The organism is Sinorhizobium fredii NGR234, from assembly GCF_000018545.1.
Lineage (GTDB): Bacteria > Pseudomonadota > Alphaproteobacteria > Rhizobiales > Rhizobiaceae > Sinorhizobium > Sinorhizobium fredii_A.
This window is the reverse complement of sequence record NC_012587.1, coordinates 3,320,177-3,343,887: the sequence shown is the minus strand read 5'-3', so window position 1 is coordinate 3,343,887 and position 23,711 is coordinate 3,320,177. Positions and strand designations below refer to the sequence as shown.

21 protein-coding genes, 1 tRNA gene and 1 riboswitch are annotated in these 23,711 nt (G+C 64.2%); of the genes, 3 read left to right on the top strand and 19 right to left on the bottom strand.

From position 1 onward, the window contains the following. Positions 1 to 300: 300 nt before the first annotated feature. The 16 genes from NGR_RS27040 to rplU form a co-directional block, all read right to left on the bottom strand. Positions 301 to 1,479, bottom strand: coding sequence for an IS91 family transposase (locus tag NGR_RS27040; protein WP_015886711.1), 1,179 nt, complete (start codon positions 1,477 to 1,479; stop codon positions 301 to 303). A gap of 12 nt (positions 1,480 to 1,491) precedes the next feature. Further along, positions 1,492 to 2,352: a tyrosine-type recombinase/integrase gene (locus NGR_RS27035; RefSeq protein ID WP_012708196.1), complete on the bottom strand. Its 861-nt coding sequence runs from the start codon at positions 2,350 to 2,352 to the stop codon at positions 1,492 to 1,494. 250 nt (positions 2,353 to 2,602) lie between these two features. After that, positions 2,603 to 3,130 (bottom strand): RNA pyrophosphohydrolase, encoded by a 528-nt coding sequence (locus NGR_RS27030; protein WP_012709664.1) that lies wholly within the window; start codon positions 3,128 to 3,130, stop codon positions 2,603 to 2,605. A 52-nt stretch (positions 3,131 to 3,182) separates the two neighbouring features. Beyond that, positions 3,183 to 4,388, bottom strand: coding sequence for a divergent polysaccharide deacetylase family protein (locus NGR_RS27025; RefSeq protein WP_012709663.1), 1,206 nt, complete (start codon positions 4,386 to 4,388; stop codon positions 3,183 to 3,185). 188 nt (positions 4,389 to 4,576) lie between these two features. Further along, positions 4,577 to 5,899 (bottom strand): S41 family peptidase, encoded by a 1,323-nt coding sequence (locus NGR_RS27020; RefSeq protein ID WP_012709662.1) that lies wholly within the window; start codon positions 5,897 to 5,899, stop codon positions 4,577 to 4,579. Next, the gene (locus tag NGR_RS27015) at positions 5,889 to 7,286 is read right to left on the bottom strand and encodes a murein hydrolase activator EnvC family protein (RefSeq protein ID WP_012709661.1); all 1,398 of its coding nucleotides are present in this window, start codon (positions 7,284 to 7,286) and stop codon (positions 5,889 to 5,891) included. Before NGR_RS27015 ends, NGR_RS27020 begins: the two co-directional genes overlap by 11 nt. A gap of 269 nt (positions 7,287 to 7,555) precedes the next feature. Then, positions 7,556 to 8,038, bottom strand: a complete 483-nt coding sequence (rlmH, locus tag NGR_RS27010) for a 23S rRNA (pseudouridine(1915)-N(3))-methyltransferase RlmH (protein WP_012709660.1) — start codon at positions 8,036 to 8,038, stop codon at positions 7,556 to 7,558. A 162-nt stretch (positions 8,039 to 8,200) separates the two neighbouring features. After that, positions 8,201 to 8,647 (bottom strand): ribosome silencing factor, encoded by a 447-nt coding sequence (rsfS, locus tag NGR_RS27005; protein ID WP_012709659.1) that lies wholly within the window; start codon positions 8,645 to 8,647, stop codon positions 8,201 to 8,203. Between the two features lie 85 nt (positions 8,648 to 8,732). Beyond that, positions 8,733 to 9,320, bottom strand: coding sequence for a nicotinate-nucleotide adenylyltransferase (locus tag NGR_RS27000; protein WP_165447161.1), 588 nt, complete (start codon positions 9,318 to 9,320; stop codon positions 8,733 to 8,735). A 35-nt stretch (positions 9,321 to 9,355) separates the two neighbouring features. Continuing rightward, complete coding sequence (locus NGR_RS26995) at positions 9,356 to 10,639, bottom strand: glutamate-5-semialdehyde dehydrogenase (RefSeq protein WP_164924515.1); 1,284 nt, start codon at positions 10,637 to 10,639, stop codon at positions 9,356 to 9,358. Continuing rightward, positions 10,632 to 11,813: a glutamate 5-kinase gene (proB, locus tag NGR_RS26990; RefSeq protein WP_012709656.1), complete on the bottom strand. Its 1,182-nt coding sequence runs from the start codon at positions 11,811 to 11,813 to the stop codon at positions 10,632 to 10,634. Before proB ends, NGR_RS26995 begins: the two co-directional genes overlap by 8 nt. A gap of 1 nt (position 11,814) precedes the next feature. Continuing rightward, on the bottom strand, positions 11,815 to 12,825 hold the full coding sequence (gene obgE / locus NGR_RS26985) for a GTPase ObgE (protein ID WP_012709655.1): 1,011 nt from the start codon (positions 12,823 to 12,825) through the stop codon (positions 11,815 to 11,817). 178 nt (positions 12,826 to 13,003) lie between these two features. Continuing rightward, positions 13,004 to 13,588: a GNAT family N-acetyltransferase gene (locus NGR_RS26980; RefSeq protein ID WP_012709654.1), complete on the bottom strand. Its 585-nt coding sequence runs from the start codon at positions 13,586 to 13,588 to the stop codon at positions 13,004 to 13,006. After that, positions 13,585 to 14,217, bottom strand: a complete 633-nt coding sequence (locus tag NGR_RS26975; protein ID WP_164924514.1) for a GNAT family N-acetyltransferase — start codon at positions 14,215 to 14,217, stop codon at positions 13,585 to 13,587. The genes NGR_RS26980 and NGR_RS26975 overlap by 4 nt, the downstream gene beginning before the upstream one ends. 131 nt (positions 14,218 to 14,348) lie before the next feature. After that, positions 14,349 to 14,618, bottom strand: a complete 270-nt coding sequence (gene rpmA, locus NGR_RS26970; RefSeq protein WP_012709652.1) for a 50S ribosomal protein L27 — start codon at positions 14,616 to 14,618, stop codon at positions 14,349 to 14,351. Between the two features lie 32 nt (positions 14,619 to 14,650). After that, complete coding sequence (gene rplU / locus NGR_RS26965; RefSeq protein WP_012709651.1) at positions 14,651 to 15,022, bottom strand: 50S ribosomal protein L21; 372 nt, start codon at positions 15,020 to 15,022, stop codon at positions 14,651 to 14,653. 313 nt (positions 15,023 to 15,335) lie between these two features. Here rplU and NGR_RS26960 point away from each other — a divergent pair. After that, a tRNA-Ser gene (locus tag NGR_RS26960) sits at positions 15,336 to 15,425 on the top strand. A 187-nt stretch (positions 15,426 to 15,612) separates the two neighbouring features. Next, on the top strand, positions 15,613 to 18,441 hold the full coding sequence (locus NGR_RS26955; RefSeq protein ID WP_012709649.1) for a phospholipase D-like domain-containing protein: 2,829 nt from the start codon (positions 15,613 to 15,615) through the stop codon (positions 18,439 to 18,441). A gap of 51 nt (positions 18,442 to 18,492) precedes the next feature. Here NGR_RS26955 and NGR_RS26950 read toward each other — a convergent pair whose 3' ends face one another. The 3 genes from NGR_RS26950 to metA all read right to left on the bottom strand — a co-directional run bounded on the left by NGR_RS26950 (position 18,493) and on the right by metA (position 21,859). Next, the gene (locus tag NGR_RS26950) at positions 18,493 to 19,509 is read right to left on the bottom strand and encodes an aldose epimerase family protein (protein ID WP_012709648.1); all 1,017 of its coding nucleotides are present in this window, start codon (positions 19,507 to 19,509) and stop codon (positions 18,493 to 18,495) included. 242 nt (positions 19,510 to 19,751) lie between these two features. Continuing rightward, entirely contained in the window at positions 19,752 to 20,936 is a 1,185-nt protein-coding gene (locus NGR_RS26945; protein WP_012709647.1) for a vWA domain-containing protein, read from the bottom strand. Beyond that, a complete protein-coding gene (metA, locus tag NGR_RS26940) occupies positions 20,936 to 21,859 on the bottom strand; it encodes a homoserine O-acetyltransferase MetA (protein ID WP_012709646.1) in 924 nt (307 codons plus the stop codon). Before metA ends, NGR_RS26945 begins: the two co-directional genes overlap by 1 nt. A 61-nt stretch (positions 21,860 to 21,920) precedes the next feature. Continuing rightward, a riboswitch (SAM riboswitch) is annotated at positions 21,921 to 21,998 on the bottom strand. 286 nt (positions 21,999 to 22,284) lie between these two features. On the opposite strand from metA, the gene NGR_RS26935 reads away from it, so the two are divergent. Then, positions 22,285 to 23,577, top strand: a complete 1,293-nt coding sequence (locus NGR_RS26935; protein WP_164924685.1) for an IS4 family transposase — start codon at positions 22,285 to 22,287, stop codon at positions 23,575 to 23,577. Positions 23,578 to 23,711 lie beyond the last annotated feature (134 nt).

Below are 23,711 nucleotides of genomic sequence, written 5' to 3'. Positions count from 1 at the left end.
GGACCTCATTGAAGCCGGATTGAGCGAAGGCGCGGGTTGTTTGGCACTATGGGGATTTAACCGAAGCGGTGGATGGCGTTTGGCTGGGGCGAGCCCAGGCGGGGCTGGAAGAGCGGCTGAGAAGAAGGTTCTTGTCGCCAATTGAGATGTGTCTGGCGGTGTTTTTGGTTGATCTGTGCCGAACGAGGCTTCGGCGATGCTGCGTTTTGTGTTGCGCCGGCATGCTTGGCCAAAGCCATTCGCTCGCGGCCCTTCGATCTGCCGACGTTGATTGTTGGAGTGATGCCAGGTCTGATAGGGTCATGAGCTATCGTTCCATGCTGGTCGACAGGCTGGTTGACGCGGCTTCCAGGTGCCGAGGATGTTCATCCTTCCGCCGCAACAGGGACAGCGGTGTGCAAATGGCGGGGCCTCGACCGTATCCAGGTCTTCGACCGGCTCTTCCGGCTGCGGGACATTGAGGAGATTGCGGCATGCCTCCAGCTTCTGCTGCCGCTGTCCGTTGGCAAGCAAGCCAAAGTGACGGATGCGATGGAAGCCGTCCGGAACCGTATGCAGCAGGAAGCGACGAATGAACTCGTGGGCATCGAGCGTCATCCGCTTCTGCCTGCCACCCCTGCGATAATCCTTCCAGCGGAATGTGACCTGACCACCATCCATGCTGACGAGGCGGGAATTGGAGATGGCGATGCGATGGGTGTAGCGGCCGAGATAGGCCAGCACCTGTTGGGGTCCGGCAAAGGGCGGCTTGGCATAGACGATCCAATTGACGCGCCGCGCTTCTCTGATCATGCGCGTGAATGCAGCTGGATCGGCCAGGCTCGCGATGCTGCCGAAGAACTGAAGCTGGCCTTCGTCATGAGCCTGCTTCAGGTATTCGAGAAACAGTCGCCGGAACAGGCGCGACAGCACCCGCACGGGCAGGAAGAAGTTCCTCCGACAAGCCACCCAGCGGGTTTGATCGAACGACAATCCGCCGCCCGGCACGATGCAGTGGATGTGTGGGTGATAATGGAGGTTCTGCCCCCAGGAATGCAGCACGGCGATAAAGCCGAGTTCAGCACCCAGATGTCTGGGGTCAGCGGCAAGTCTGCGGAGTGTCTCGGCGACGGCGCGAAACAGGACAGCATAGACCACCTGCTTGTTCTGGAAGGCAATCGCGGCGATCGCTTGCGGCACGGTGAAGACGACGTGGAAATAGCTGACCGGCAGCAGGTCGGCCTGCCGGGCGGCAAGCCAATCGCGGCTGGCCTGTCCCTGACACTTTGGGCAATGCCGGTTACGGCAGGAATTGTAGGCGATGCGGAGCGCCTCACAATCCCGGCATTGCTGGACATGGCCGCCCAGCCGCGCGGTCCGACACATCTCGACCGCGCTCATCACCCGGCGCTCAACCCGCCCGAGATGCGTGTCATGCGATTGACGATATCCTTCCCCGTGGCGGCGAAAAATGTCCGCCACCTCCAATCCCGCCGCCATGGCGGAATGTCCTCAGCCTGTCGGCACCACCTCCAGCGTCAGCCGGTCGAGCGGACTGGTCGTGGCGCGGATGAGTGTGTTGGACACTTTCGTGTAACGCGCCGTGGTCGACAGATTGTTGTGGCCGAGCAGGACCTGGATGATACGAATGTCGGTGCCGCTCTCCAAGAGATGGGTGGCAAAGCTGTGGCGCAACGTGTGCACCGATATCCGCTTGTCGATGCCGGCTGCGGCACGTGCCGAACGGCAGGCAGAATGCAGAACCTGGACATCGATGGGTTTGCTCTCGTCACGTCCCGGAAACAACCAGACCTGCGGTCGCACCAGCTTCCAATAGACCCGAAGGATATGAAGCAACTGCGCCGACAGCATCACGTTGCGGTCCTTGCCGCCTTTGCCATGCTCGATGCGGATGACGCCGCGCTCGCCGTCGATGTTGCTGACCTTGAGACTGACCGTCTCGGTGGCGCGCAAACCAGCCGCATAAGCCGTCGTCAGCGCCGTTCGTGTCTTCAGGCTCGGGACCGCTTCCAAAAACCGCACGATCTCATCGCCGTTCAATATCGTCGGCAACTTGGCGGGCGTTCGGGCATAGGCAATGCGCTCCGGTATCTCCGCATGTCCAAGCGTGACGCCGAAGAAGAAGCGAAGGGCGCAAACCGTCTGGTTCAAGGCCGGCCATGATAGCCCCGACGACACCAGATGCACCTGAAAGGCACGCACATCCTCCAGCCCCAACCGGTCCGGCGACCGACCGAAATAGCGCGAAAACTTCGTCACTGCATGCAAATACGATCGCTGCGTCGCCGGCGACAAATTGCGGATCGTCATGTCCTCGATCATCCGTCGCCGCAGCGGGCTCATCTCACTCATGATACTCTCCTGTTCAAAGGTTGGGCCAAACAGCCCAATCCTTCAAAACAGGGGCACACCATGCAAATCAGATGCCCCAAATGCCGCGTCAGCGGCTTCGTTCAATCCTGAATCCTAAAAATCGCGACCCGCTTTAGCCCTCTCCCCGCAGGCGCGGAGAGGGGACTTCGGAGGGCGCCGCGAGTCTCCTTCGCCCCGCGAGCGGGGAGAAGGTGCCGGCAGGCGGATGAGGGGCCGCTCACATCCCCCTTTACCCCACCAGGTGCGCAAATGCGGCGACGACCTCCTCATAGGTCTTGCGCTTGAACGGCACGATCAGCTTCGGCAGCTCCTGCATCGGCTTCCATTCCCAGGCATCGAATTCGGGATCGTGGCCGCCGGGTGGCGGGTTAATGGCGATCTCGCTTTCGTCGCCCTCGAAGCGGAAGGCGTACCAGCGCTGCGTCTGGCCGCGATACTTGCCCTTGAGGCCGATGCCGATCAGGTGCTTCGGCAGGTCGTAGTTGATCCAGCCGGGCGCTTCGGCAAGCAGCGAGACGCTGCGCATGCCGGTTTCCTCGTAGAGTTCGCGATAGGCGGCTTCGAGCGGATCCTCGCCCGCGTCGATGCCGCCCTGCGGCATCTGCCAAAGCTGCGGCGAGCCGTCATATTCCGAGTTGCCGACGGAGAGTCGATGCCCGGCCCAGACAAGCCCCTGATGATTGAGGACCATGACGCCGACGCACGGCCGATAGGGCAGGTCTCCTGCCTTCAAAACCTTGCCCTTGTCCTTACCCATGTCGCCATTCCTTGCATGTGCTGGCCGTTCTTCAGCCGATTGCCTGCTTAGATCAGTTTTGTTGCGGATCGTTGACGACGGCCGAAATACCGACGAATTCGATGCCGCGTCCGCCCGCCTCCTCCATCCATTCGGCAATCGTCGCAACACTCTCGTCGAAGGCGGAAGCGACACCGATCGCTGTGCCGTTGCGCCGTGCGACGCGTTCGAGCTCGTCGAGCTTGCGCAGGATCGCGTTGCGGCTGAGTTCGCTGTCGAGGACCAGATCGGCGAAGCCGTGCGGTACGCCGAAGGCGCCGGAGAGCGTTCCGGAAAGCGATTGCGCCGAGGTGCCGTCGTCGAGAAACAGCAGGCCGCGCTTGCCGAGGTCGCGCATCAGCGGTTCGAGCGCATCCGCCTCGGAGAGAAACCGGCCGCCGAGATAGTTCATGATGCCGGTATAGTTGGTGATCTGGCCCATGCTGCGATGCAGTTCGGCCAGATTCTTCGTGGCACCGCGGGAAACGAGAAGCGCATGCGGCCCCGGGGCGTTGTCCGGGTAATCGAACGGCTCCATCGGGATCTGCAGGAGGATCTCGTGGCCGTCGCGCCGCGCATCCTGCATCCAGCGCTGCAGGCTGTTGCCGGCCGCGGCGAAGGCCAGCGTCACCTCCGGCGCCAGGTCGCGGATGGCACGCTGCGTTCCCGTCTGGCTGAGACCGAGACCGCCGACGACCAGGCCGATGCGCGTACCGCGCGCGCCCGACCAGGGACGGGCATATTGATCCATCGGCCGCAATCCGTCCGGACCGACGATCGGCAACCGGCCCTGCGGCGTGTCCTCGATGAGGTCCTCGTTCGGAAGCGCCGCCATGCGCGGATCCTGGCCGCGCATCGGACCGGCACTGATCAGCGCCGGGCCGTCGCCGTCGCGTGACCTCGGCGTGTATTTGGTAACCGTCGCACCGTCGTCCGTCAGCATTTCCTCGACATGGGCTCCCGAACGGGCACCACTCTGGCGAAGCGAGCCGCCTGCAACCTTGGGCTTGGTCGGCGACGCAGGACGTTCGGTGCTCGCCTGGGGCGTTTCAACGCTTGTGCCCGGAGCCTCCGTACGGAGCAGGCTGTCCGGTGCGAAAGCGGCCCAGCCGGAGAGCCCGGCGATGGCTAACGAAAAGACGCCAAGAAAGGCGTAGCCGAACATCCGGCGCGGATTGCGCTTGCGGGGCGGCCTCTTCTTCAGGCCTTGGCCAAGCGGGGCGTTGAGATCAGTTCCCAAAACGGAGCCTCGACCTTAGAAACGTTGCCGGTGAGGAATGCGCCCGCTCGCGAAGAATCATCGGCAGTCGGCTACATCGCCGATGCATAATATAACGGCGCCGGGTTGAACAGCCCGGCGCCTTGTCTCATTCGCTTCGAACCGCGTGGCTCGCTGGATCCAGTCGATCCAAAGAACCACAGGGAGGCTCACTTCTTAAGTTCGGCCTGCTCGGGATTGGCCGGGAAGGACGGATCCGTCTTCTTGCCGCGCAGCAGGTCGAGCGCGTAGTTGAGCTGAATATCGTCCTTGGCTTCCGGCGGCACGTAAGCGACCGAGCCGGAACCCTCGTCGTTCTCGCTCTGGCCCTTGATGTGGCCGCGCAGATCGGATTCGCCCTGCGCTTCTACCTTGCCGAGGAGTTCCGGGGGCAGCGGCTGTTCGACCTTGATGTCCGGGGTAATGCCGGTGCCCTGGATCGACTTGCCGGACGGCGTGTAATAGAGCGCCGTGGTCAGCCGCAGTGCGCCGGCGTCGCCGAGCGGAATGATCGTCTGAACCGATCCCTTGCCGAAGGAACGCGTGCCGAGCACGGTCGCACGCTTCATATCCTGGAGCGCACCGGCGACGATCTCCGATGCCGAAGCCGAACCGCCGTTGACGAGAACGACGATAGGCTTGCCGTCCGCGAGATCCCCTGGCGTCGCATTGAATCGGCGCGTCTCGTCCGGGTTGCGGCCGCGGGTCGAAACGACCTCGCCGCGCTCCATGAAAGCGTCCGAAACATTGATTGCCTGGTCGAGCAGGCCGCCCGGGTTGAGGCGCAGATCGAGGACATAGCCCTTGAGCTTGTCGGCCGGGACGTCCGCCTTGACCTTTTCGATGCCCTTCTTCAGGTCGTCGAAGGTCTTCTCGGTGAAGGAGATCACCCGGAGATAGCCGACATCGCCTTCGACGCGGTACTTGACGGCGCGCACGGCGATCACGTCGCGAACGATCGTCAGCTCGATCGGCTTCTCTGCGCCCTTGCGCAGGATGGTCAGCTTGATCGGCGTACCGACGGCGCCGCGCATCTTCTCGACCGCTTCCTCGAGCTTCAGGCCGCGAACGTCCTGGCCGTCGATCTTCGAGATCAGATCGCCGGCAAGCACGCCGGCGCGGGCGGCAGGGGTGTCGTCGATCGGGCTCGTCACCTTGACGAGATCCTCTTCCATCGTCACCTCGATGCCGAGGCCGCCGAACTCGCCGCGCGTCTGGGTGCGCATATCCTCGGCATCGGCCGAGTTCATGTAGCTCGAATGCGGGTCGAGCGAGGAGAGCATGCCATTGATGGCATTCTCGATGAGCTTGTCGTCCTGCGGCGGCGTCACGTATTGCGCGCGCACGCGCTCGAACACATCGCCGAAAATCGCCAGCTCGCGATATGTGGACGAATTGGCCGCCACGGCCGGGATCGTTGCCGAATAGACGACGCCCATCGCCGTCGCCCCCATCAGCGCCCCGACCAGAACAAGTGAAGCTCTACGTATCATTTCGCGCCTTTCCAACTTCTGCTGCGGTCCACCACGGTCGGGAATCAACCGGCTTTCCGTCTTTTCGGAATTCAATGTAAATCGTTGGCCTGTCCGTTTCCAGCGTCAAGGCCGCCGCACTCGCCACTCTTTTTGCACCCATCGTCGCGACCGGCTCGCCGGCCACGACGAATTGGCCCGGGCGGACGCTCACGCTCTCCATTCCGGCCAGCACGATATGGTAGCCGTCGCCGGGATTGAGGATGATCATCTGCCCGTAACTGCGGAAGCTGCCGGCATAGACGACCCAGCCGTCCGCCGGCGTGGTCACCAGCGCGCCTGCATTGGTTTCCAGCATGATCCCCTGCAGCGAGTGCCCGGTGCCGTCCGCGTCGCCGAATTGCCGCAGGATCGAGCCTGCGGCCGGATAGCTGAGCCTCTGTTGCAATTCCGAAAACACGTATGCGGGCGCAATGCGGTTTTTGTCGGGCACCGCGCTCTTGGCCAATTCGCGTGCCGCCTCGCGCTCGGCCTCGTTCATCCGCAGCCGTTCCTCCTCCTGGGCGCGGGCCGCCGCGGCCGCCTCGCGCACAGAGGATATCTCGTTCTCGATCGAGGAGATCAGCCCTTCGAGATTGGTCGCCTGCAGGGCGAGCTCCTCTGCCTTGCGCTGTTCGGAGGCGAGTTCCGTCGCGTTCCGCTGCCGCAGCTTGTCCTTTTCGGCGACGAGCATCGACATGCGCCGCTCTTCCTCGAGATTGGCCGTCATCGTCGCCGTCAGATCGTCCCGCTGGCTGGCGATGCCGGCGCGGATGTCGGCAAGCGCCTTGAGGTCGGCAACGAGGCTGTCGGTCTGCTCGCGTATTTCCGGAACGACCGCACCGAGCAGGATGGCACTGCGGACCGAACCAAGCGCATCCTCCGGCGTCACCAGGATCGCCGGCGGCGGGTTGCGGCCCATGCGCTGCAGCGCGGCGAGCACTTCGGCAAGAACGCCGCGCCGGGCCCGGAGCGAACGCCTGACGACGTCCTCCTTGACGCGCAACTCGTTGAGCTTCGTTTCTCCCTCGGAAATCTGCCGCTCGAGTTCCTGGCGCTTCGCCGCCGAGTCGACGATCGCGGAACGCAGCGCCTCGTTGCTCTTGTCGAGCTCGGCAATCGTCTGCACGAGAGCCTCGGCACGGTCGCGCGAGAGGCTGATGGTCTTCGACAGCGCGTCCAGTTCGCTGCGCGTGCTGTCACGTCTCAAGGCCAAGTTCGCCGCGGGATCCGGCGGGCCCTGTTTCGCGCCGGCCGGGGCCGGAGCGGCGTCCCTGGCGGCTTCCTGCGCGAATGCCGGGCCGCCTATGGACAGAAGAACGGCGGCGATCGCCGCATGCCGGCCGATCTGCCCCATGGCAAACCTCATCCGGGCCACCTCGGCTCTGTTCCTGACGCGCGTCATCCTGTCTCGTGGGCTGGCAGTTAAATCAGGGAACCCTAATCCGATTTGTCGGAGGCCACCAATACATATTGTTGTTATCGCCCGGCAAGGGCTTCAGGGCGGTGCTGCCCTTCGTTGAGTCGTCGCCGATCAAAACATGCGGTAAAGAAAAGTGCCCAAGGGATGCCCCTCATCCGGCCCGCAGGCCACCTTCTCCCCGCACGCGGGGCGAAGGGAACTCGCGGCAACGCTTACTATGCTCGGTGGTACGGGTGGCCGGCAAGAATGGTCACGGCACGATAGAGCTGTTCGGCGATGAGGATACGCACGAGCTGATGCGGCCAGGTCATCTTGCCGAGGCACAGTACCGCATCGGCGCGGGCATGAAGGGCCGGATCGAGCCCGTCGGCACCGCCGATGGCGATCATCAGGTCGCGCTTGCCGCCGTCCCGGAAGGTGCCGAGCAGCGTGGCGAAGCTCTCCGAATCGAGCGCCTTGCCGCGTTCGTCGAGCAAGAGGAGCAGGCTGCCGTCGGCGAGCGTCTTTTCGAGCTGGGCCGCTTCCTCGCGCTTGCGCGTCTGGGCATTCGCCGCGCGGCTCTCGTTGATTTCGACGAGGCGCGCCAGCTCCAGGCCGACGGCCGGTCCCGCCTTGGCGAAGCGATCGAGATAGCGGGCCGCGAGATCCTTTTCCGGCCCCGCCTTCAGGCGGCCGACTGCGAAAAGTCCGATGCGCATTGACCCGCTCTTTCCCCACCGGCGTCCGATCGAAGAAGAGTTTTCGATCGGCAAAAACCCTCTTGCTGCCATCCTCCCGATCGGGGGATGACAGCCCTATCTCAAATCGGCACCGGTCGTCGCTCCGTCCTGAGGCTATGGGTCAGGGGCGGGCGGCGCGTCTCAGTGCAGAGTGCTGTCCTCGATCTCCGGAGCCGCCCACATCTTTTCGATGTTGTAGAACTCCCGAATCTCGGGCCGGAAGATGTGAACGATCACATCGCCGGTGTCGATCAGCACCCAGTCGCCACCCTCGAGGCCTTCGACGCGGGGATTGCCAAGGCCCTCGTCCTTCAGGTCCGTCACCAGGTGGTCGGCAATGGCCATCACATGCCTGTTCGAACGCCCGGAGACGACGACCATGAAGTCTCCCAGCGCCGACTTTCCGGCAATGTTGATGCTGATAATGTCTTCTGCCTTTGAGTCCTCTAGGCTTTCGAGGACCAGCTTAAGCGCACGGACAGCGGCTTCGTCGCTCGATCCCGTGCTGCGCGGGAATGCGGAGACCGCATATCCCTTGGCGTGTGCTGTTGTCAGGGTCTTTCCTTTCCGAATGAACAGAACAAGCACTTCCGGTTCGTGAGGTCGAACCGTGTGTCAAATGTAGGCACCAAACCGGTGCGGTTTCAAGACGCGAGAAATAAATGACGGGAATTCACCCGGATTTGGCGGAACGAAGCGCCGTCGAGCTCAAGGACGAGCGGGGACCGTGGATGAAGGTCCAGGCCGGCGCCCTTCGAAAGGCGAGCCTCGGTGCGTCGTCCTCGTCGATTCGCGCATGGTCGAAAGTCATCGCCATCCGCGACGACAGATAGGCGAGCGTCGAGCCCGGCCGGTCGATCACTGCAATCGGGAAGGTGCGGACGATCCGGCGCCAGTTCTGCCAGCGGTGGAAGTTGCGGAGATTGTCCGCCCCCATGACCCAGACGAAGCGGACGCCGCGGTTGCGGGCCCGGACGAACTCCAGGGTGCGGGCCGTATAGCTCTGGCCGAGCGCCTGTTCGAAGGCGGTGACCTTGATGCGCGGGTTGCGGGCGATCTTCTCGCTCAGCGCGATGCGCTCGGCGAGCGGCGCGAGATTGTTGTGGTCCTTCAGCGGATTGCCGGGCGTTACCATCCACCAGAGCTGGTCGAGGCCGAGCTTCTGCAGTGCCGTTTCGGCGACCAGCACATGGCCGGCGTGGGGCGGGTTGAAGGATCCGCCGAGCAAGCCGACCGACATGCCGCTTTCGACATACGGCATGCGCAGATAGCCTGGCTTCACATCGGCAGGAGTCGTCAGGGCCGCACCTGTCCCGTGCCGCGGACGCGATACTTGAACGAGGTGAGCTGTTCGACGCCGACGGGGCCGCGGGCATGCATCTTGCCGGTGGCAATGCCGATCTCGCCGCCCATGCCGAACTCGCCGCCATCGGCAAATTGCGTCGAGGCATTGTGCAGGAGGATCGCCGAGTCGATCTCGGTGAAGAAGCGCTCGACGACCGCCGGATCCTCTGCGATCACCGCCTCGGTGTGGGCGGAAGACCAGCTGTTGATGTGCTCGATGGCGCCGGAAATGCCGTCGACGAGCTTTGCCGAGATGATGGCGTCCAGGTATTCGGTCGCCCAGTCCTCGTCGACCGCCGCCTTCAGGCCGGGAAGCAGGCCTTGCAGCTCTTCCGAGACGCGCACCTCGCAGCCGGCGTCGAGGAGGCCCTGGAGCAGCGGTTTTGCCAGCCGGTCGGCGGCGTTGCGATCGATCAGCAGTGTTTCGGCGGAACCGCAGATGCCGGTGCGGCGCATCTTGGCATTGACGACGATCCTCTGCGCCATGTCGAGATCGGCCGAGGCATCGACATAGACATGGCAGAGGCCTTCGAGATGGGCGAAAACCGGCACGCGGGCCTCGTTCTGGACGCGGGCGACGAGGCTCTTTCCGCCGCGCGGCACGATCACGTCGATCGCGCCGTTGAGGCCCGAAAGCATGGCGCCGACGGCGGCGCGGTCGGCGAGCGGAACCATCTGGATCGCATCCTCCGGCAGGCCCGCCGCCTTCAGCCCCTCGACGAGGCAGGCATGGATCGCCCGTGACGAATGGAGGCTATCGGAGCCGCCGCGCAGGATCACCGCGTTGCCGGCCTTGAGGCAGAGCGCGCCGGCATCCGCCGTGACGTTCGGACGGCTCTCATAGATCACCCCGATGACCCCGAGCGGCGTGCGGACCCGCTCGATATGCAGGCCGTTCGGCCGGTCCCATTCGGCGATGACGTCGCCGACGGGATCCTTGAACGCGGCGATCGCCCGGATGCCGTCGGCCATGTCGCGGATCCGGCCCTCCGTCAGCGTCAGCCGGTCGATGAAGGCCTTGGCGACGCCGCTCTTATCGGCATTTTCGAGGTCGATCGCATTGGCGGCGAGGATCTCGCCGCTCTTCGCGACGATCGCGTCCGCCATGGCGACGAGTGCCGCATGTTTGCGCTCGGCGCCCGCAATGGCGAGCGGCCGGGCCGCCGCCTTGGCACGCCGGCCGATCTCCAGCATCATTGCGTCGACGTCCGCGCCATTCCTGGCCGTCTCAAGCATGGAGCTTGCCCTTCTTCTCATTTCCCCCCTCTTCGGATCGCGCGCCGGAGGGGGCCGTCATCACCATATCGTCGCGATGCACCATGGCGGTGCGGCCCGCATAGCCGAGGATCGCGGCGATCTCGGCCGATTTCTTGCCGGCGATCTGGCGGGCGTCGTCGGCGTCGTAGCCGGCAAGGCCGCGGGCGATCTCGCGGCCGGAAGCGTTGAGGATCGCAATGGTGTCGCCGCGGCTGAACGTTCCCGTCACCTGTCGGACACCGGCGGGCAGCAGGCTCTTGCCGGAGCGCAGCGCCGTCTCCGCGCCGGCGTCGATCGCAATCGATCCTGCCGGCAGGAGCTGGCCGGCGATCCAGGTCTTGCGCGCCGTCACCGGCGAGCCGGAAGGCGCGAACCAGGAGGAGCGGGCGCCCGCCTCGATCGCCTTCAGCGGATGCTCCGGCTTGCCGGAGGCAATGATCATCGCGCAGCCGGCAGTGGTGGCGATCTTGCCGGCATCGATCTTGGTGCGCATGCCGCCGCGCGACAGCTCGGAGGCGGCGCCGCCTGCCATCGCCTCGATCTCCGGGGTAATCTCGGCGATCGTCTCGAGGAAGCGCGCCTGCGGATCAAGATGCGGCGGAGCCGTGTAGAGCCCGTCGATGTCGGACAACAGCACGAGCAGGTCGGCGCCGACCATCGTCGCCACGCGGGCCGCGAGCCGGTCGTTGTCGCCATAGCGGATCTCGGTGGTGGCGACCGTGTCGTTCTCGTTGATGATCGGCACGGAGCCGAGCTTCAAGAGCTGGTTGATCGTGGCGCGCGCATTCAAATAGCGGCGGCGCTCCTCCGTATCGCCGAGCGTCAAGAGGATCTGGCCGGCGATGATCTGATCGGTAGAGAGGCTTTCCGACCAGGCGCGCGCCAGGGCGATCTGGCCGACCGCCGCTGCCGCCTGGCTTTCCTCGAGTTTCAAGGCGCCGGCCGGCAGGTTGAGCACGGTGCGGCCGAGCGCGATGGCACCCGAGGAGACGACCAGCACCTCGACGCCCTTCGCCTTCAGCGCCGCGATATCGACACACATGGCGTCGAGCCAGCTCTTCTTCAGCCCGCTCTTGCGGTCGACCAGCAGGGCCGAGCCGATCTTGATGACGATCCGGCGGTATTTTTCGAGCGGTCTGACGGTCGCGGCCATCTCAGGCTTGCTCCTCGCCGGCCTTGGCGGCGGAAATGACGTCGCGCAACGCCCTCAGCGCCTCGGTCATGCCCCGGTTGGTGACGGCGGAGATGATGAGCGGCGTGGAGCCGCAGGCCTTGGCGAGCGCCTTCGACTTCGCCTTCAGCTCGTCGTCGTCAAGCACGTCGACCTGCGACAGGGCGACGATCTGCGGCTTGTCTTCGAGCCCGCCGCCATAGGCATCGAGCTCGTGCCGCACCGTCGTGTAAGCCTTGGCGACATCCTCCTCCTGGGCCGAGACCAGATGCAGGAGCACGCGGGTGCGCTCGACATGGCCGAGGAACCGGTCGCCGATGCCGACGCCTTCATGGGCACCCTCGATCAGCCCGGGAATGTCGGCGATGATGAATTCCCGCCCGTCGACGGTGGCAACGCCGAGATTGGGATGCAGCGTCGTGAAGGGGTAGTTGGCGATCTTCGGCCGGGCGCGGGTGCAGGCGGCGAGGAAGGTCGATTTGCCGGCATTCGGCAGGCCGACGAGGCCGGCATCGGCGATCAGCTTCAATCTCAGCCAGATGGTCTTTTCCTCGCCCTCGAGGCCGGGGTTGGCCCAGTTCGGCGCCTGGTTGGTCGAGGACTTGAAATGCGCATTGCCGAAGCCGCCATTGCCGCCGGCGGCGAGCCGATAGCGCTGCCCTTCCGCGACCATGTCGACGATCAGCGTCTCGTTGTCCTCCTCGAAGATTTGAGTGCCGACCGGCACCTTCAGCGTCACGTCGGCGCCCTTCGCGCCGGTGCGGTTGCGGCCCATGCCGTGGACGCCGGTCTTGCCCTTGAAGTGCTGCTGGTAGCGGAAGTCGATCAGCGTATTGAGGCCGTTGACCGCCTCCACCCAGACATCGCCGCCGCGGCCGCCGTCGCCGCCATCCGGCCCGCCGAACTCGATGAATTTCTCGCGGTGGAAGGATACGGCGCCCGCACCGCCATCTCCGGACCGGATATAGACTTTTGTTTCATCGAGGAATTTCATGGGCTCGCCATTTCTTGCGTGTTCGGCTTGATCGAAGTTCGGGCGGATGCGGGCAATACGCCCTGGACGTTTCTTCATCCCGCTCGCTCGCCGCCATCGATATAGGCGGTTCCGGCCGAGGTCAAAGATTATCGCATGAAGGAACCCGCCAAAGCCAAGCTCCGGCGGGTTCGGTTCGTCAGGCTGGCCGGCGCAGATTCTCGGCCGCCAGCCGCGTTTCGATATGCGCCACCATGGCGTTGCGGGCGAGCGCATAGATCTGGCTGCAGCCGGCGATCTTGAAGCCGAGCTTCTCCTGCACCTTGAGCGAGGCCGGATTGTCGGCGAAGACGCCGGAATGCAGCACCGCATCCGGCATGCGGCGGAAGAACCGCTCGACTGCCGCATGGACCGCCTCGCTCGCCAGCCCGTTGCCCCAGTAGAAGCGGTTCAGCCAATAGCCGACATGCCACTCGCCGCGCAGGAACTCGATGCCGACGCAGCCGATATGGACATCGTCGCCGGTGGTGACGGCGAGCGTCCAGTCGGGCAGGACGTTCGCGGCCTGGCTGTTCAGCCAGTCGAGCGCGTCCTGCCGGTGATAGGGCGCCGGCACCCGCGCCAGCATGCGCGACACTTGGAAATCGCCAAGCGATTCGGCGATCGCCGCCGCATCCGCCAATCGATGCGGGCGGAGCCTCAGCCGCTTCGTCTCGATGACCGGGCAGGGGCCGGGATCGGGGCGGGCGACGATCCGCACCCTTTCGGTGACCAGCGCGTTCATCGCATGCCTCCCCAGCTTCTCAGCGAAACCCAGGTCTTGCGGTCGAGCCGGTACCATTCGACGGCGACGGTGCCGCCGAGTGCCAGGCTGTCGACCATGCCCGAGCCCTGGAACTGGAAGCCGCACTTCTGGATGACCCGGCGCGAGGCCATGTTCATGACCCGGCAACGCGCATCGATCTGGTCGATGTCGCGGGTGCGGAAGGCCATGTCGGTCAGCGCCTGCACCGCTTCGGTGGCATAGCCCTGGTTCCAATAGGGCTCGCCGAGCCAATAGCCGAGCTCGACCGTCCTTTGGTCGGCATGCGGCTCGATCCCGCAGCAGCCGAGGAATGCGCCATTGTCCGCTTTGGTGATCGCGTAGACGCACTTGCCAATCGTGCCGGCTTTTGTGCGTCGCACGAAATCAGCCGCGTCCGCCGTGGTGTACGGGTGCGGCATGCGCGAGACCATGGTGGCGATATTGGCGTTGTTGGCAAGATGGGCAAGGGCGTCGATATCGTCTTCGTGGGGGGCGCGCAAAACGAGCCGGGGCGATAACAATATCGGGCAATCGGTCCTTGACCGTTGAGGCCTCAGCCTTTGTTCGGGAGACCGGGATTGGTCTTCCCTGACGAGCTCGGTTTGCATGGTTCGTCCTCCAGACATGCGAAAAGGGGAGTTGGGTATTGCCCCATCTCCCCTTTGAAGTCTGGCTTCAGAACCTTGCGGGTGCGTCAGCCGGGTCGATGAGACGCCGGCTGTTTTAGAGCGCTACCGGCTTATTCCGCTGCTTCGGCTTTCGGCATTACAGACACGTAGACTCGGCCGTTGGCCTTCGTACGGAAGTCCACGTTGCCGGCCGTAAGCGCAAAAATCGTATGGTCCTTGCCGAGGCCGACATTGGCGCCGGCATGCCACTTCGTGCCGCGCTGGCGCACGATGATGTTGCCTGCAATGACGGCTTCGCCGCCGAACTTCTTCACGCCAAGGCGCTTGGACTCAGAATCGCGACCGTTGCGCGACGAACCGCCAGCTTTTTTGTGTGCCATTGGTGTTCTCCTTTAAACCTTCGATCCCGGACTCAGTTTGCAGCTTCAGCGGCGGCTTCGGTCTTCTTCGAAGCCTTCTTCGCCTTGCCGCCGGCAGCAGCGATGTCCAGGATGCGGACGACCGTCTGATGCTGGCGATGACCGCGCGAACGCTTGGAGTTCTGGCGGCGGCGCTTCTTGAAGGCGATGACCTTCTTGGCGCGGCCCTGATCCACAACTTCGGCGCTGACGACGGCACCTTCGACAAACGGAGCACCGATGGTCGCATCGGCGCCGACGCCGACCATCAGGATCTCGGTGAATTCGATCTTGTCGCCTGCGACGCCTTCCAGCTTTTCGATGGTGATGACGTCGTCGGCTGCCACGCGGTACTGCTTACCGCCGGTCTTGATGACTGCGAACATATTTTATCCTTTCATGTTCGGTCCGGCTCTTTGCCTGGAAAGCAAGGCCGTCTTTTTGTCAGTCGTTCCTATTGAGCGGAGCGCCGCAAGGAAACCCTCGGCCTCCACCAGTGACGGGCACAAACCAGTACCCGGCGCGGTGCGGGCAGGCCACACCACTTCACGGCGCGAATTACGGGAGTCGCCCTTCCTTGTCAAGTGCTTGTCAAGGCGAAAGGCCGCCGGTTGAAGATATTCTTCTTTCTGCCCCTTGTCAGCGACGGAAACTGCCGCTATGAACCGGCCGCGCTCACAGAGCTCCAACCGGCCCCGCGGAGAGGTGGCAGAGTGGTTGAATGCACCGCACTCGAAATGCGGCATGGGTGCAAGCCCATCGGGGGTTCGAATCCCCCCCTCTCCGCCATTTTCGTCAGAAATTCAAAGCATTTATCATGGACCCGGCTCGCCCGCGCAGACAGGTGTTTGCCGAACCGCGCAATCCCGCATCTTGCCTCTGACACACCACCTCCGGGTCGGTGGTGCCGTGTCGCTATTCTTTCGCAAAAGTTGCATACTCCTGATAATTGGACATGTCGGCCCCGGGGGACGAAATGGCGATCAGCGATTCAATGCGAGTGAGTGCCGTTGCTCAGCAGATCAAAGAGGCGAGCAATCCGGATGTTCAGGCGGACATCGAGGCGCTGCTGAAGCAGCGCAAGGAGCGGCCTGCCTGGCTCCGGGAGGCACAGCAGGCGATGAAGCGACGCCTGCGCAACGAGCCTGCCATAGAAGCCGGCATCAGGCCCGCGGCGGTCGACGAGGGCGTCGCGCCAATGGACGAAGTCGGTGTGCGCGAGACCATCGTCTTCGCGGTCGGCACGCCCGTCTACGTCGTTCGCGATGGGCGTATCGAGCTCGACAGCGCGCGTGCCGAGGCGAAGGCCTGGCGCAAACTCCTTGCCCAGCACGACGCCGCGATGGCCAATGTCCTGATGTCGGTCGGCCGCATCGATGTCGACAATTTCATCGACGACAGCCCCTATGTCGGGACGGCCTGGGTCATCGACGACGGCCTGGTCGTCACAAACCGCCATGTCGCCAATCTGTTTGCCGAGGCAAGCGGCGTCGGCTTCAAATTCCGCCTCGGATTCGATGCGCGAACGAATATCGGGGTCAAGGTCGACTTTCTGGAGGAACTCGGCAATGACAGGTCTGCGGAAGTCCCCGTCGAACGGGTCGTCTGGGTGGCGCCGGAGACCGGACCCGATGTCGCTTTCTTGAAGCTTGCACCAGCATCGACGCTGGTCGGGCGAAAGGCATTGCTTCGTGCCACCGAGGCGCCGCGGCCGAAATTGCCGGTGGCCGTCATCGGCTATCCGGCACGCGACAGCCGGTTCTCCGATCGGGCGCTCGCGGAAAAAATCTTCGGCGGCGTCTTCGACAAGAAAAGGGTCGCGGTCGGCCAGATCCTCGGCGCGGGCGCCGACGAAATCACCCATGGATGCTCGACACTCGGCGGCAATTCCGGCTCGCCGGTGATCGACATCGGAAGCGGCGAGGTGGTGGGCCTGCATTACCGCGGCATCGAATTCGTCGAGAACGACGCCGTTTCCGTGCCGGTGTTGAACCGCTGTCTCGAACGGGCGCGCGCGATACAGGGGGTGGGAGGGTTAGCCGTGTCGAAGGATGAGAGCCAGAACGCGTCTGCGAGCGACGGCGTCGTTCAGGTCGGATCGACGCCGGGAAGTGTAACCTTCACGATACCGCTCCGAATCACGGTGGAACTCGGCGGCATAGCTCCAACCCCGGTCACCGCGGCAGCCTTGCCGGCCGTTGCGGGCGGCGCACTGCATGGCCCCGAGGTCGGAGGCCCAGTCGATAGGCAAAGGCTGGCGCAGACCGTCGTCAAGGCCCGCGCCCTTCTGGCGAACCGCGCCGATGTGGTGGCGATCAAGCCGGGCTACCGCTTCGCCGACGGCGCGATCACCGACGAGAAAGCGGTCGTGGTCTCGGTGCGCCGCAAGATCGAGAGGTCCTCGCTCGAATCGCGCGGCGTGCTTGCCTTGCCCGCGCAGATCGACGGCGTGCGGGTCGATGTGGCGGTCGCCACGACCGCGGATCTTTGCGGCGAAGGCACCGGGATCGGCGAGGAAGCGCGGGTGCCGAGCTGGCATACGGCCTATCAGAAACGGCCCGACCTGCCGCTGACGCGCCGCAGCGCACAAATGCGTTTCGTCGTCCATTCGGGTCCCGATTCCGGATGGCCGCAATTGTCGAAATTCCTGAAGGCGACGCGCAAGTCGCTTGCGATCGCGATGTATGAATTTGGCGCTCCGCACATTGTCGACGGCGTGATTGCCGGCGTGAAGGGCGCCAAGGAAACGATCGGCCTCGTTCTGCAACTCGGCGGCCACGTCGGGAGCGGCACGAAGAAGGACGATTTCACCGATGCGGAAACGGTGGATCGGATTCGCGAGGCAAAGAAGTCGAAGCTTGACTTCGCCGCCGCCAGTGTCGGCAGGTCCGGCATTTTCGATTCCGCCTATCACATCAAGGTCGCCGTGCGCGACAGTCGCTCGCTATGGCTCTCCAGCGGCTCGTGGCAAACCTCCAACCAGCCCAATGTTGATCCCCTGACGGAAGACAGCACCCCTGCGGCGCTCCGACAGTTCAACCGCGAATGGCATGTGGTCCTCGACAATGTTGAACTCGCGGAGCTTTTCGAGACGCATATCGAACGCGACCTCAAGGAGGCCCGGGAGACCGAGGAAGCTCCGGTTCCGGCCGAGCCGCTTGTCCTCGTGCCGGCCGGCATGCTGGCCGAGATGGAAGCGGCGGCAAAACCCCGCTATTTCCCTCCGCTCGAAGGTCGCCGTATGCTCGATGTCCATCCGATCCTGACACCGGACAATTATATCGAGACCGTGCTGCTCTTCATCCAGGCGGCAAAGCGCTCGGTATTGTTCCAGAACCAGAGCTTCAACACAAAGACGGTCGGCGGCGATTACGGCAAGTTGCTTGATGCGCTTCTGGCCAAGCAACAGGAAGGGCTCGACGTTCGCGTCATCTTCCGCAGCTTCGGTCCCGACGATCGCGACACGATCTCCTTCGCCAAGGATTATGGTTTCGACACCGGGCGGATCCGCATCCAGAAAAACTGCCATACGAAGGGCATCATCGTGGACGGCGAGGCGGTGCTGGTCGGAAGCCACAACTGGACGACCGCCGGAACCGGCTTCAACCGGGATGCCAGCCTGATCTTCTACGATCGGGAGATCGCCGAATTCTATCGCTCCCTGTTCGAATACGATTGGGAGCGCATCGGACCGGCCAGGATCGACGAAACGCTTCCGCCGCCGATTCTCGTATCGCCGGGGGAAGAGACCGTGCCGCCACCGGGATACATTGCGGTTCCGAGATCGGTCTTGCTGGGACGCTGATGCGTCTCACCGCAACCGGGTCGGCGCCGGCGCCTTGACGTGCGGGACCGGTCAGCTCTTCGCGAAAACGTAGTCCGTCTCCTGCCGGAGCGTTTCGCCGGGCCTGAGCACCCCCTTCGGAAAACCTTCATGGTTCACAGCGTCCGGCCAGACTTGCGTCTCGAGGCAGAAGCCGGCGAAGGGGCCGTAGCGGCGGCCCTCGAGGCCCGGGACCGGTACGTTCAGCTTGGCTCCGGTGTAAAGCTGGACGCCGGGCTCCGTCGTCAGCACCTCCAGCGACACGCCGGAATTGATGCTGCGCACCAGCGCCACCGAGCGCTTCCGCATGCGCTCCGGCGAGAGGCAGAAATTGTGGTCATAGGCGGTCCTGTCGCCCTCCGTCTGCCGCCTGAGCGAGGTCATCTCGCGCAGATCGAAGGCAGTGCCGGCCACGGGGCGGATCTCGCCGGTCGGGATCAGCCGCTCGTCCGTCGGCAGGTAATGGTCGGCAGCGATCATGATGTCATGGCCGCGCGCATCCTCCCCACCGTCGAGATTGAAGTAGCTGTGCTGGCAGACATTGGCGAGCGTCGGCGCATCGGTTACGGTCTCGTAGAGGACGTTCAACGTGCCGCCGGGCTTCAGCGCATAGGTGCAGGTGACGGTGCAATTGCCGGGATAGCCGGCGCGGCCATCGGGATCGGTGATCCGGAGCGTGATGCGGTCCTCGGCCCGATCGACGATCGTCCAGTTGCGCTTGGCGATATTGTCGCTGCCGCCGTGCAGATGCGTGACGCCCTTTTCGTTGAGCTCGAGCTCAAAGGCCTTGCCGTCGAGCGAGAAGCGCCCGTCGCCGATGCGGTTGGCGTTGCGGCCGGGCGTGGCGCCGAAATAGGAGGAATGGGCGGGGTAGCTGTCGAAATCGTCAAAACCGAGGACGAGCGGGGCCGCATGGCCTTCGAGCCTGAGGTCCTGGATGACCGAGCCCCAACTGATCACCTTCGCTGTCAGCCCGCCGCCCTTGAGCGTCACCCGGTGAACCGGTTCGCCCGACGGCAGGTGGCCGAAGATTTCCGTGTCGGTGCTCATCTTGTGTCCCCTCGTTTCATCGCTCCAGGCGGGCGACAAACTGCGTCATTTCCGGCGGTGCGGCAACCGGAAAGTCATACGTTTCCTCTGCGTAGTCTGAGAGTGGGCTGCCCCTCATCCGCCTGCCGGCACCTTCTCCCCGCAGGCGGGGCGAAGGGCCAAGCCACACGCTCCCAGTCCCCTCTCCCCCGTCAGAACGGGTTAAACCCGGGGAGAGGGCAAACCGCCGCGCGTAGCGCCATTCACCGCGACAATTCCTTCGTCGCCGCCTGCAGGCCGGCGAGCGTCAAAGGAAACATCCGCCCGTGAAAGAGGGCGTGGATCATGCCGATCGAATGGGTGTGGCGCCAGTGATCCTCCGGCACCGGATTGAGCCAGATCGAGCGCGGGAAATGCCCGGTCAGGCGTTCGAGCCAGAGCGCACCGGCCTCGTCGTTCCAGTGTTCGACCGAGCCGCCCGGATGGCTGATCTCGTAGGGGCTCATCGACGCGTCGCCGACGAAGATGGCGCGATAGTCGCCGTGATAGGTCCGCAAGAGCTCTGTCGTGCGGGTGATGTCGGCGCGGCGGCGGCGATTGTCCTTCCACACACCCTCATAGATACAGTTGTGGAAGTAGAAATAATCCATGTGGCGGAACTCGGCGCGCACCGCCGAGAACAGTTCCTCGACGATGCGGATGTGGTCGTCCATCGATCCGCCGACGTCGAAGAACATCAGGAGCTTGACGGCGTTGCGCCGCTCCGGCCGGGTCACCACGTCGAGATAGCCGTGCTCGGCGGTGGAGCGGATCGTGCCGGAAAGGTCGAGTTCCTCGGCCGCCCCCTCCCGCACCCAGCGCCTGAGCCGTTTCAGGGCCACCTTGATGTTGCGGGTGCCGAGCTCGACCGTGTCGTCGTAGTCCTTGAACTCGCGCCGGTCCCAGACTTTTATCGCGCGCCGGTGGCGAGAGCCCTCCTGGCCGATCCTGATACCTTCCGGATTGTAGCCATAGGCGCCGAAGGGCGAGGTGCCGGCGGTGCCGATCCATTTCGAGCCGCCCTGATGACGTCCGGTTTGCTCGGCAAGCCGCTGGCGCAGCGTCTCCATCAGCTTGTCGAAGCCGCCGAGCGCCTCGACGAGTTTCTTTTCCGCCTCGGTCAGATATTTCTCGGCGAGCTTCTTCAGCCACTCCTCGGGGATGGCGGTTTCGGTGAGACCCGCCGCCGGCGAAACCGTCTCGAGCCCGGCAAAAGAGCGCCGGAAGACCCGGTCAAAACGGTCGATATAGCGCTCGTCCTTGACGAGCGCCGTGCGCGCCAGGAAATAGAAGGCTTCGACGTCGAAGGCGGCGATCCCCTTCTCCATCCCCTCGATCAGCGACAGGAATTCCCGGAGCGTCACCGGGATCTTCTCGGCCTTCAGTTCGAGGAAGAAGGGAATGAACATCAGTCTCCCGTGCCGATCTTCTCGAGCTCGTAGGGCGTCGTCTGGTACATCTCGTTGATCCAGTTGCCGAAGAAGAGATGCGCATGGCTGCGCCAGCGGTTCTGCGGCGGCAGGTCCGCGTCATTGTGCGGGAAGTAGTCGTGCGGCAGCTTGATCGGCACGCCGGCATCCACGTCGCGGAAATATTCGTCCGACAGCGAGGTCGAATCATACTCGACGTGGTTGAACATGTAGAGCCGGTTGCCCTTCTTCTCGTGCACCAGGCAGACGCCCATCTCCTTCGATTCCATCAGGATCTCGAGGCTCGGCACCCGGTCGATATCGGCGCGGCGCACCTCGGTCCAGCGCGACACGGGCACGGCGAAATCATCGGAAAAGCCGTTCAGGTAGACGGAGGAAGGTTTCAGGTTCTGGTGGCGATAGACGCCGAAGGCCTTTTCCTTGAGCGGATATTTCGGCACGCCGTGGAAATGGTAGATCGCCGCCATCGCCCCCCAGCAGACGTTCAACGTCGAATGCACGTGCGTTTCCGTCCATTCGAAGATGCTCTTCAACTCGTCCCAATAGGTGACCTCCTCATAGTCGAGCGTCTCGACCGGCGCGCCGGTGATGATGAAGCCGTCGAACTTGCGGCCCTTGACCTCCTCCCAGGTCTCGTAGAAGGCGAAGAGATGCTCCTCGGGCGTGTTCTTCGGCCGGTAGCCGCCGATGCGCACCAGCGTCAGTTCCACCTGCAGCGGCGTCGCGCCGATCAGCCGGGCAATCTGGATCTCCGTCTTGATCTTGTTCGGCATCAGGTTCAAGAGCCCGATCTGCAGCGGGCGGATGTCCTGGCGGACCGCCGCGGTCTCGGTCATCACCCGCACACCCTCGTTGACGAGCGTTTCGAAGGCGGGCAGCGTATCGGGAATCTTGATGGGCATGGTTCCACTCGATCAATACAAAAAAACCGGCGGCGAGATGATCGCGACCGGTCCTCGGAAATCCGTTCTTTCCTCGGCCCTTTAGCGATTTGTTTAACGTGGCTGCAAGCCGGCCGGCCAAATCACCACAGGAACGCTTGATAGCGCGACGGAGGCCGCGCGGTCAATGAAAAAGGAGCGGGGGTTGCGGCCCCTCATCCGGCCTGCCGGCCACCTTCTCCCCATCATGATGCTAGGGCATATACACAAGTGGTGCGACGGATTGACTCGGTTGTGAGGATCGGATTTCGCGGGAGCGGCGTGTATGATTCCTTTGGTGACGTTTTGATTTGCGGGAGCGTCACCGATGGAGATAGGCCAGGACTGGTCGCTGGGCGGATTTGGAGATCGTCGTCTCGATAAAGGGGGCGGCGCTGCTCCAGGGCATGGTGCTGCGCGAAACGGTCTGCCTGCGCCGGCTTGCGGCGGGCAGCCATTCGCAGGAAATCCGCTTCGGCCGTTTTCTCGGCAACGATGCGGTGACGGTGGAGTGGATCATCGCCGGCTGGGGGGAGCCGACCGGGGCGGCGGTGGCCGGCCGACACGTGCTGGCGCTGCAGGACACCAGCGAGATCCGGTTTCAGACGACGCCGGACAACCGGCGCGATCTGGGCAAGATCAAGAAGGGCAATTGCTGGGGGCTGCTGCTGCATCCGATGCTGGCGCTCGATGCCGAGACCGGCAGCTGCCTGGGGCTGGTGGGCGGCCGGGTGTGGACGCGCGGGACGGAGGCGCTGCCGCCGCATGCCAGCCGGCCGTTGAGCGCCAAGGAATCGCGTCGCTGGGTCGAGACGGCCGAGGCCGCCAAGGCGGTTCTGGCGAGCGCCACGCGGGTCACCGCCATCACCGATCGGGAAGGGGACTTCTTCGTGATGTGGGCACGGCTGCCCGAGGAGTGCTTCCATCTGCTGTCGCGGGTGATGCACGATCATGCCCTCAGCGGCGGCGGCACGCTGCGCCGGGCCGCCGCCGAGGTGGCGTTTTGCGACAGCCGGACGGTGGAGCTGCGCGAGCGGGCCGACCGCCCGGCGCGCCAGGCGGACTTATCCTTGCGCTTCGGCGAGGCGACGATCCGGCGGCCGCAAAACCTCGAAGCGGCTGCCCTGCCGGACGGCGTGACGCTGCGCTGGGTCGAGGTCGTCGAGCCCTCCCCGCCCGCCGGCGTCGAGCCGCTCAGCTGGCTGATCCTGACGACGCATGCGGTGGCGACGTTCGCCGATGCCTGGCAGATCGTCGCCTGGTACAAGCAACGCTGGGTGATCGAGCAGTTCTTCCGGGTGATGAAGCAACAGGGCCTGAAGGTCGAGGATAGCCAGCTGCAGTCGGCGGCACGGCTGGAAAAGCTCGTCGCCATCGCCGCCAAGGCCGCCGTCATCGTCATGCAGCTCGTCCAGGCCCGCAGCGGTCAGGACCGGCAGTCGGCCAGCCTGGTCTTCACGCCAAGCGAGATCGACACGCTCACCGCCCTGCAGCAGCGCTTCAAGGGCAAGACCCGCCTTCAAGCCAATCCCCATCCAATGGGCTCGCTCGCCTGGGCCGCCTGGATCATCGCCAAGCTCGGCGGCTGGAACGGCTACGCATCCTCAAAACCGCCCGGACCGATCACCTTCTTCAATGGCTTGGCCTACTTCAGAGCCTGCGCCGACGGATGGGCGCTGCGCGATGTGTATATGCCTTAGCATCATGATGGGGAGAAGGGACTCGCGGCGCCCGTTCGGCTTCTCTCCGCCACGTGGTCGCGGAAGGCGGAGCGGCAAACTCCAGTCCCCTCGCCCCGCTTGCGGGGAGAGGGTTAGGGTGAGGGGCATTTTTC

Excerpts from the sequence above, each read along its gene's own strand:
- NGR_RS26975 (WP_164924514.1), bottom strand. The coding sequence starts at position 14,217 with ATGCAAACCGAGCTCGTCAGGGAAGACCAATCCCGGTCTCCCGAACAA.
- rpmA (WP_012709652.1), bottom strand. The coding sequence starts at position 14,618 with ATGGCACACAAAAAAGCTGGCGGTTCGTCGCGCAACGGTCGCGATTCT.
- rplU (WP_012709651.1), bottom strand. The coding sequence starts at position 15,022 with ATGTTCGCAGTCATCAAGACCGGCGGTAAGCAGTACCGCGTGGCAGCC.
- NGR_RS27030 (WP_012709664.1), bottom strand. The coding sequence starts at position 3,130 with ATGGGTAAGGACAAGGGCAAGGTTTTGAAGGCAGGAGACCTGCCCTAT.
- NGR_RS27035 (WP_012708196.1), bottom strand. The coding sequence starts at position 2,352 with ATGAGTGAGATGAGCCCGCTGCGGCGACGGATGATCGAGGACATGACG.
- NGR_RS27040 (WP_015886711.1), bottom strand. The coding sequence starts at position 1,479 with ATGGCGGCGGGATTGGAGGTGGCGGACATTTTTCGCCGCCACGGGGAA.
- NGR_RS26945 (WP_012709647.1), bottom strand. The coding sequence starts at position 20,936 with ATGTTCATTCCCTTCTTCCTCGAACTGAAGGCCGAGAAGATCCCGGTG.
- NGR_RS27020 (WP_012709662.1), bottom strand. The coding sequence starts at position 5,899 with ATGATACGTAGAGCTTCACTTGTTCTGGTCGGGGCGCTGATGGGGGCG.
- proB (WP_012709656.1), bottom strand. The coding sequence starts at position 11,813 with ATGGCCGCGACCGTCAGACCGCTCGAAAAATACCGCCGGATCGTCATC.
- NGR_RS26950 (WP_012709648.1), bottom strand. The coding sequence starts at position 19,509 with ATGAGCACCGACACGGAAATCTTCGGCCACCTGCCGTCGGGCGAACCG.
- rlmH (WP_012709660.1), bottom strand. The coding sequence starts at position 8,038 with ATGCGCATCGGACTTTTCGCAGTCGGCCGCCTGAAGGCGGGGCCGGAA.
- NGR_RS26980 (WP_012709654.1), bottom strand. The coding sequence starts at position 13,588 with ATGAACGCGCTGGTCACCGAAAGGGTGCGGATCGTCGCCCGCCCCGAT.
- NGR_RS27000 (WP_165447161.1), bottom strand. The coding sequence starts at position 9,320 with ATGCCGTATGTCGAAAGCGGCATGTCGGTCGGCTTGCTCGGCGGATCC.
- metA (WP_012709646.1), bottom strand. The coding sequence starts at position 21,859 with ATGCCCATCAAGATTCCCGATACGCTGCCCGCCTTCGAAACGCTCGTC.
- NGR_RS26935 (WP_164924685.1), top strand. The coding sequence starts at position 22,285 with ATGGTGCTGCGCGAAACGGTCTGCCTGCGCCGGCTTGCGGCGGGCAGC.
- NGR_RS26995 (WP_164924515.1), bottom strand. The coding sequence starts at position 10,639 with ATGCTTGAGACGGCCAGGAATGGCGCGGACGTCGACGCAATGATGCTG.
- obgE (WP_012709655.1), bottom strand. The coding sequence starts at position 12,825 with ATGAAATTCCTCGATGAAACAAAAGTCTATATCCGGTCCGGAGATGGC.
- NGR_RS27015 (WP_012709661.1), bottom strand. The coding sequence starts at position 7,286 with ATGAGGTTTGCCATGGGGCAGATCGGCCGGCATGCGGCGATCGCCGCC.
- NGR_RS26955 (WP_012709649.1), top strand. The coding sequence starts at position 15,613 with ATGGCGATCAGCGATTCAATGCGAGTGAGTGCCGTTGCTCAGCAGATC.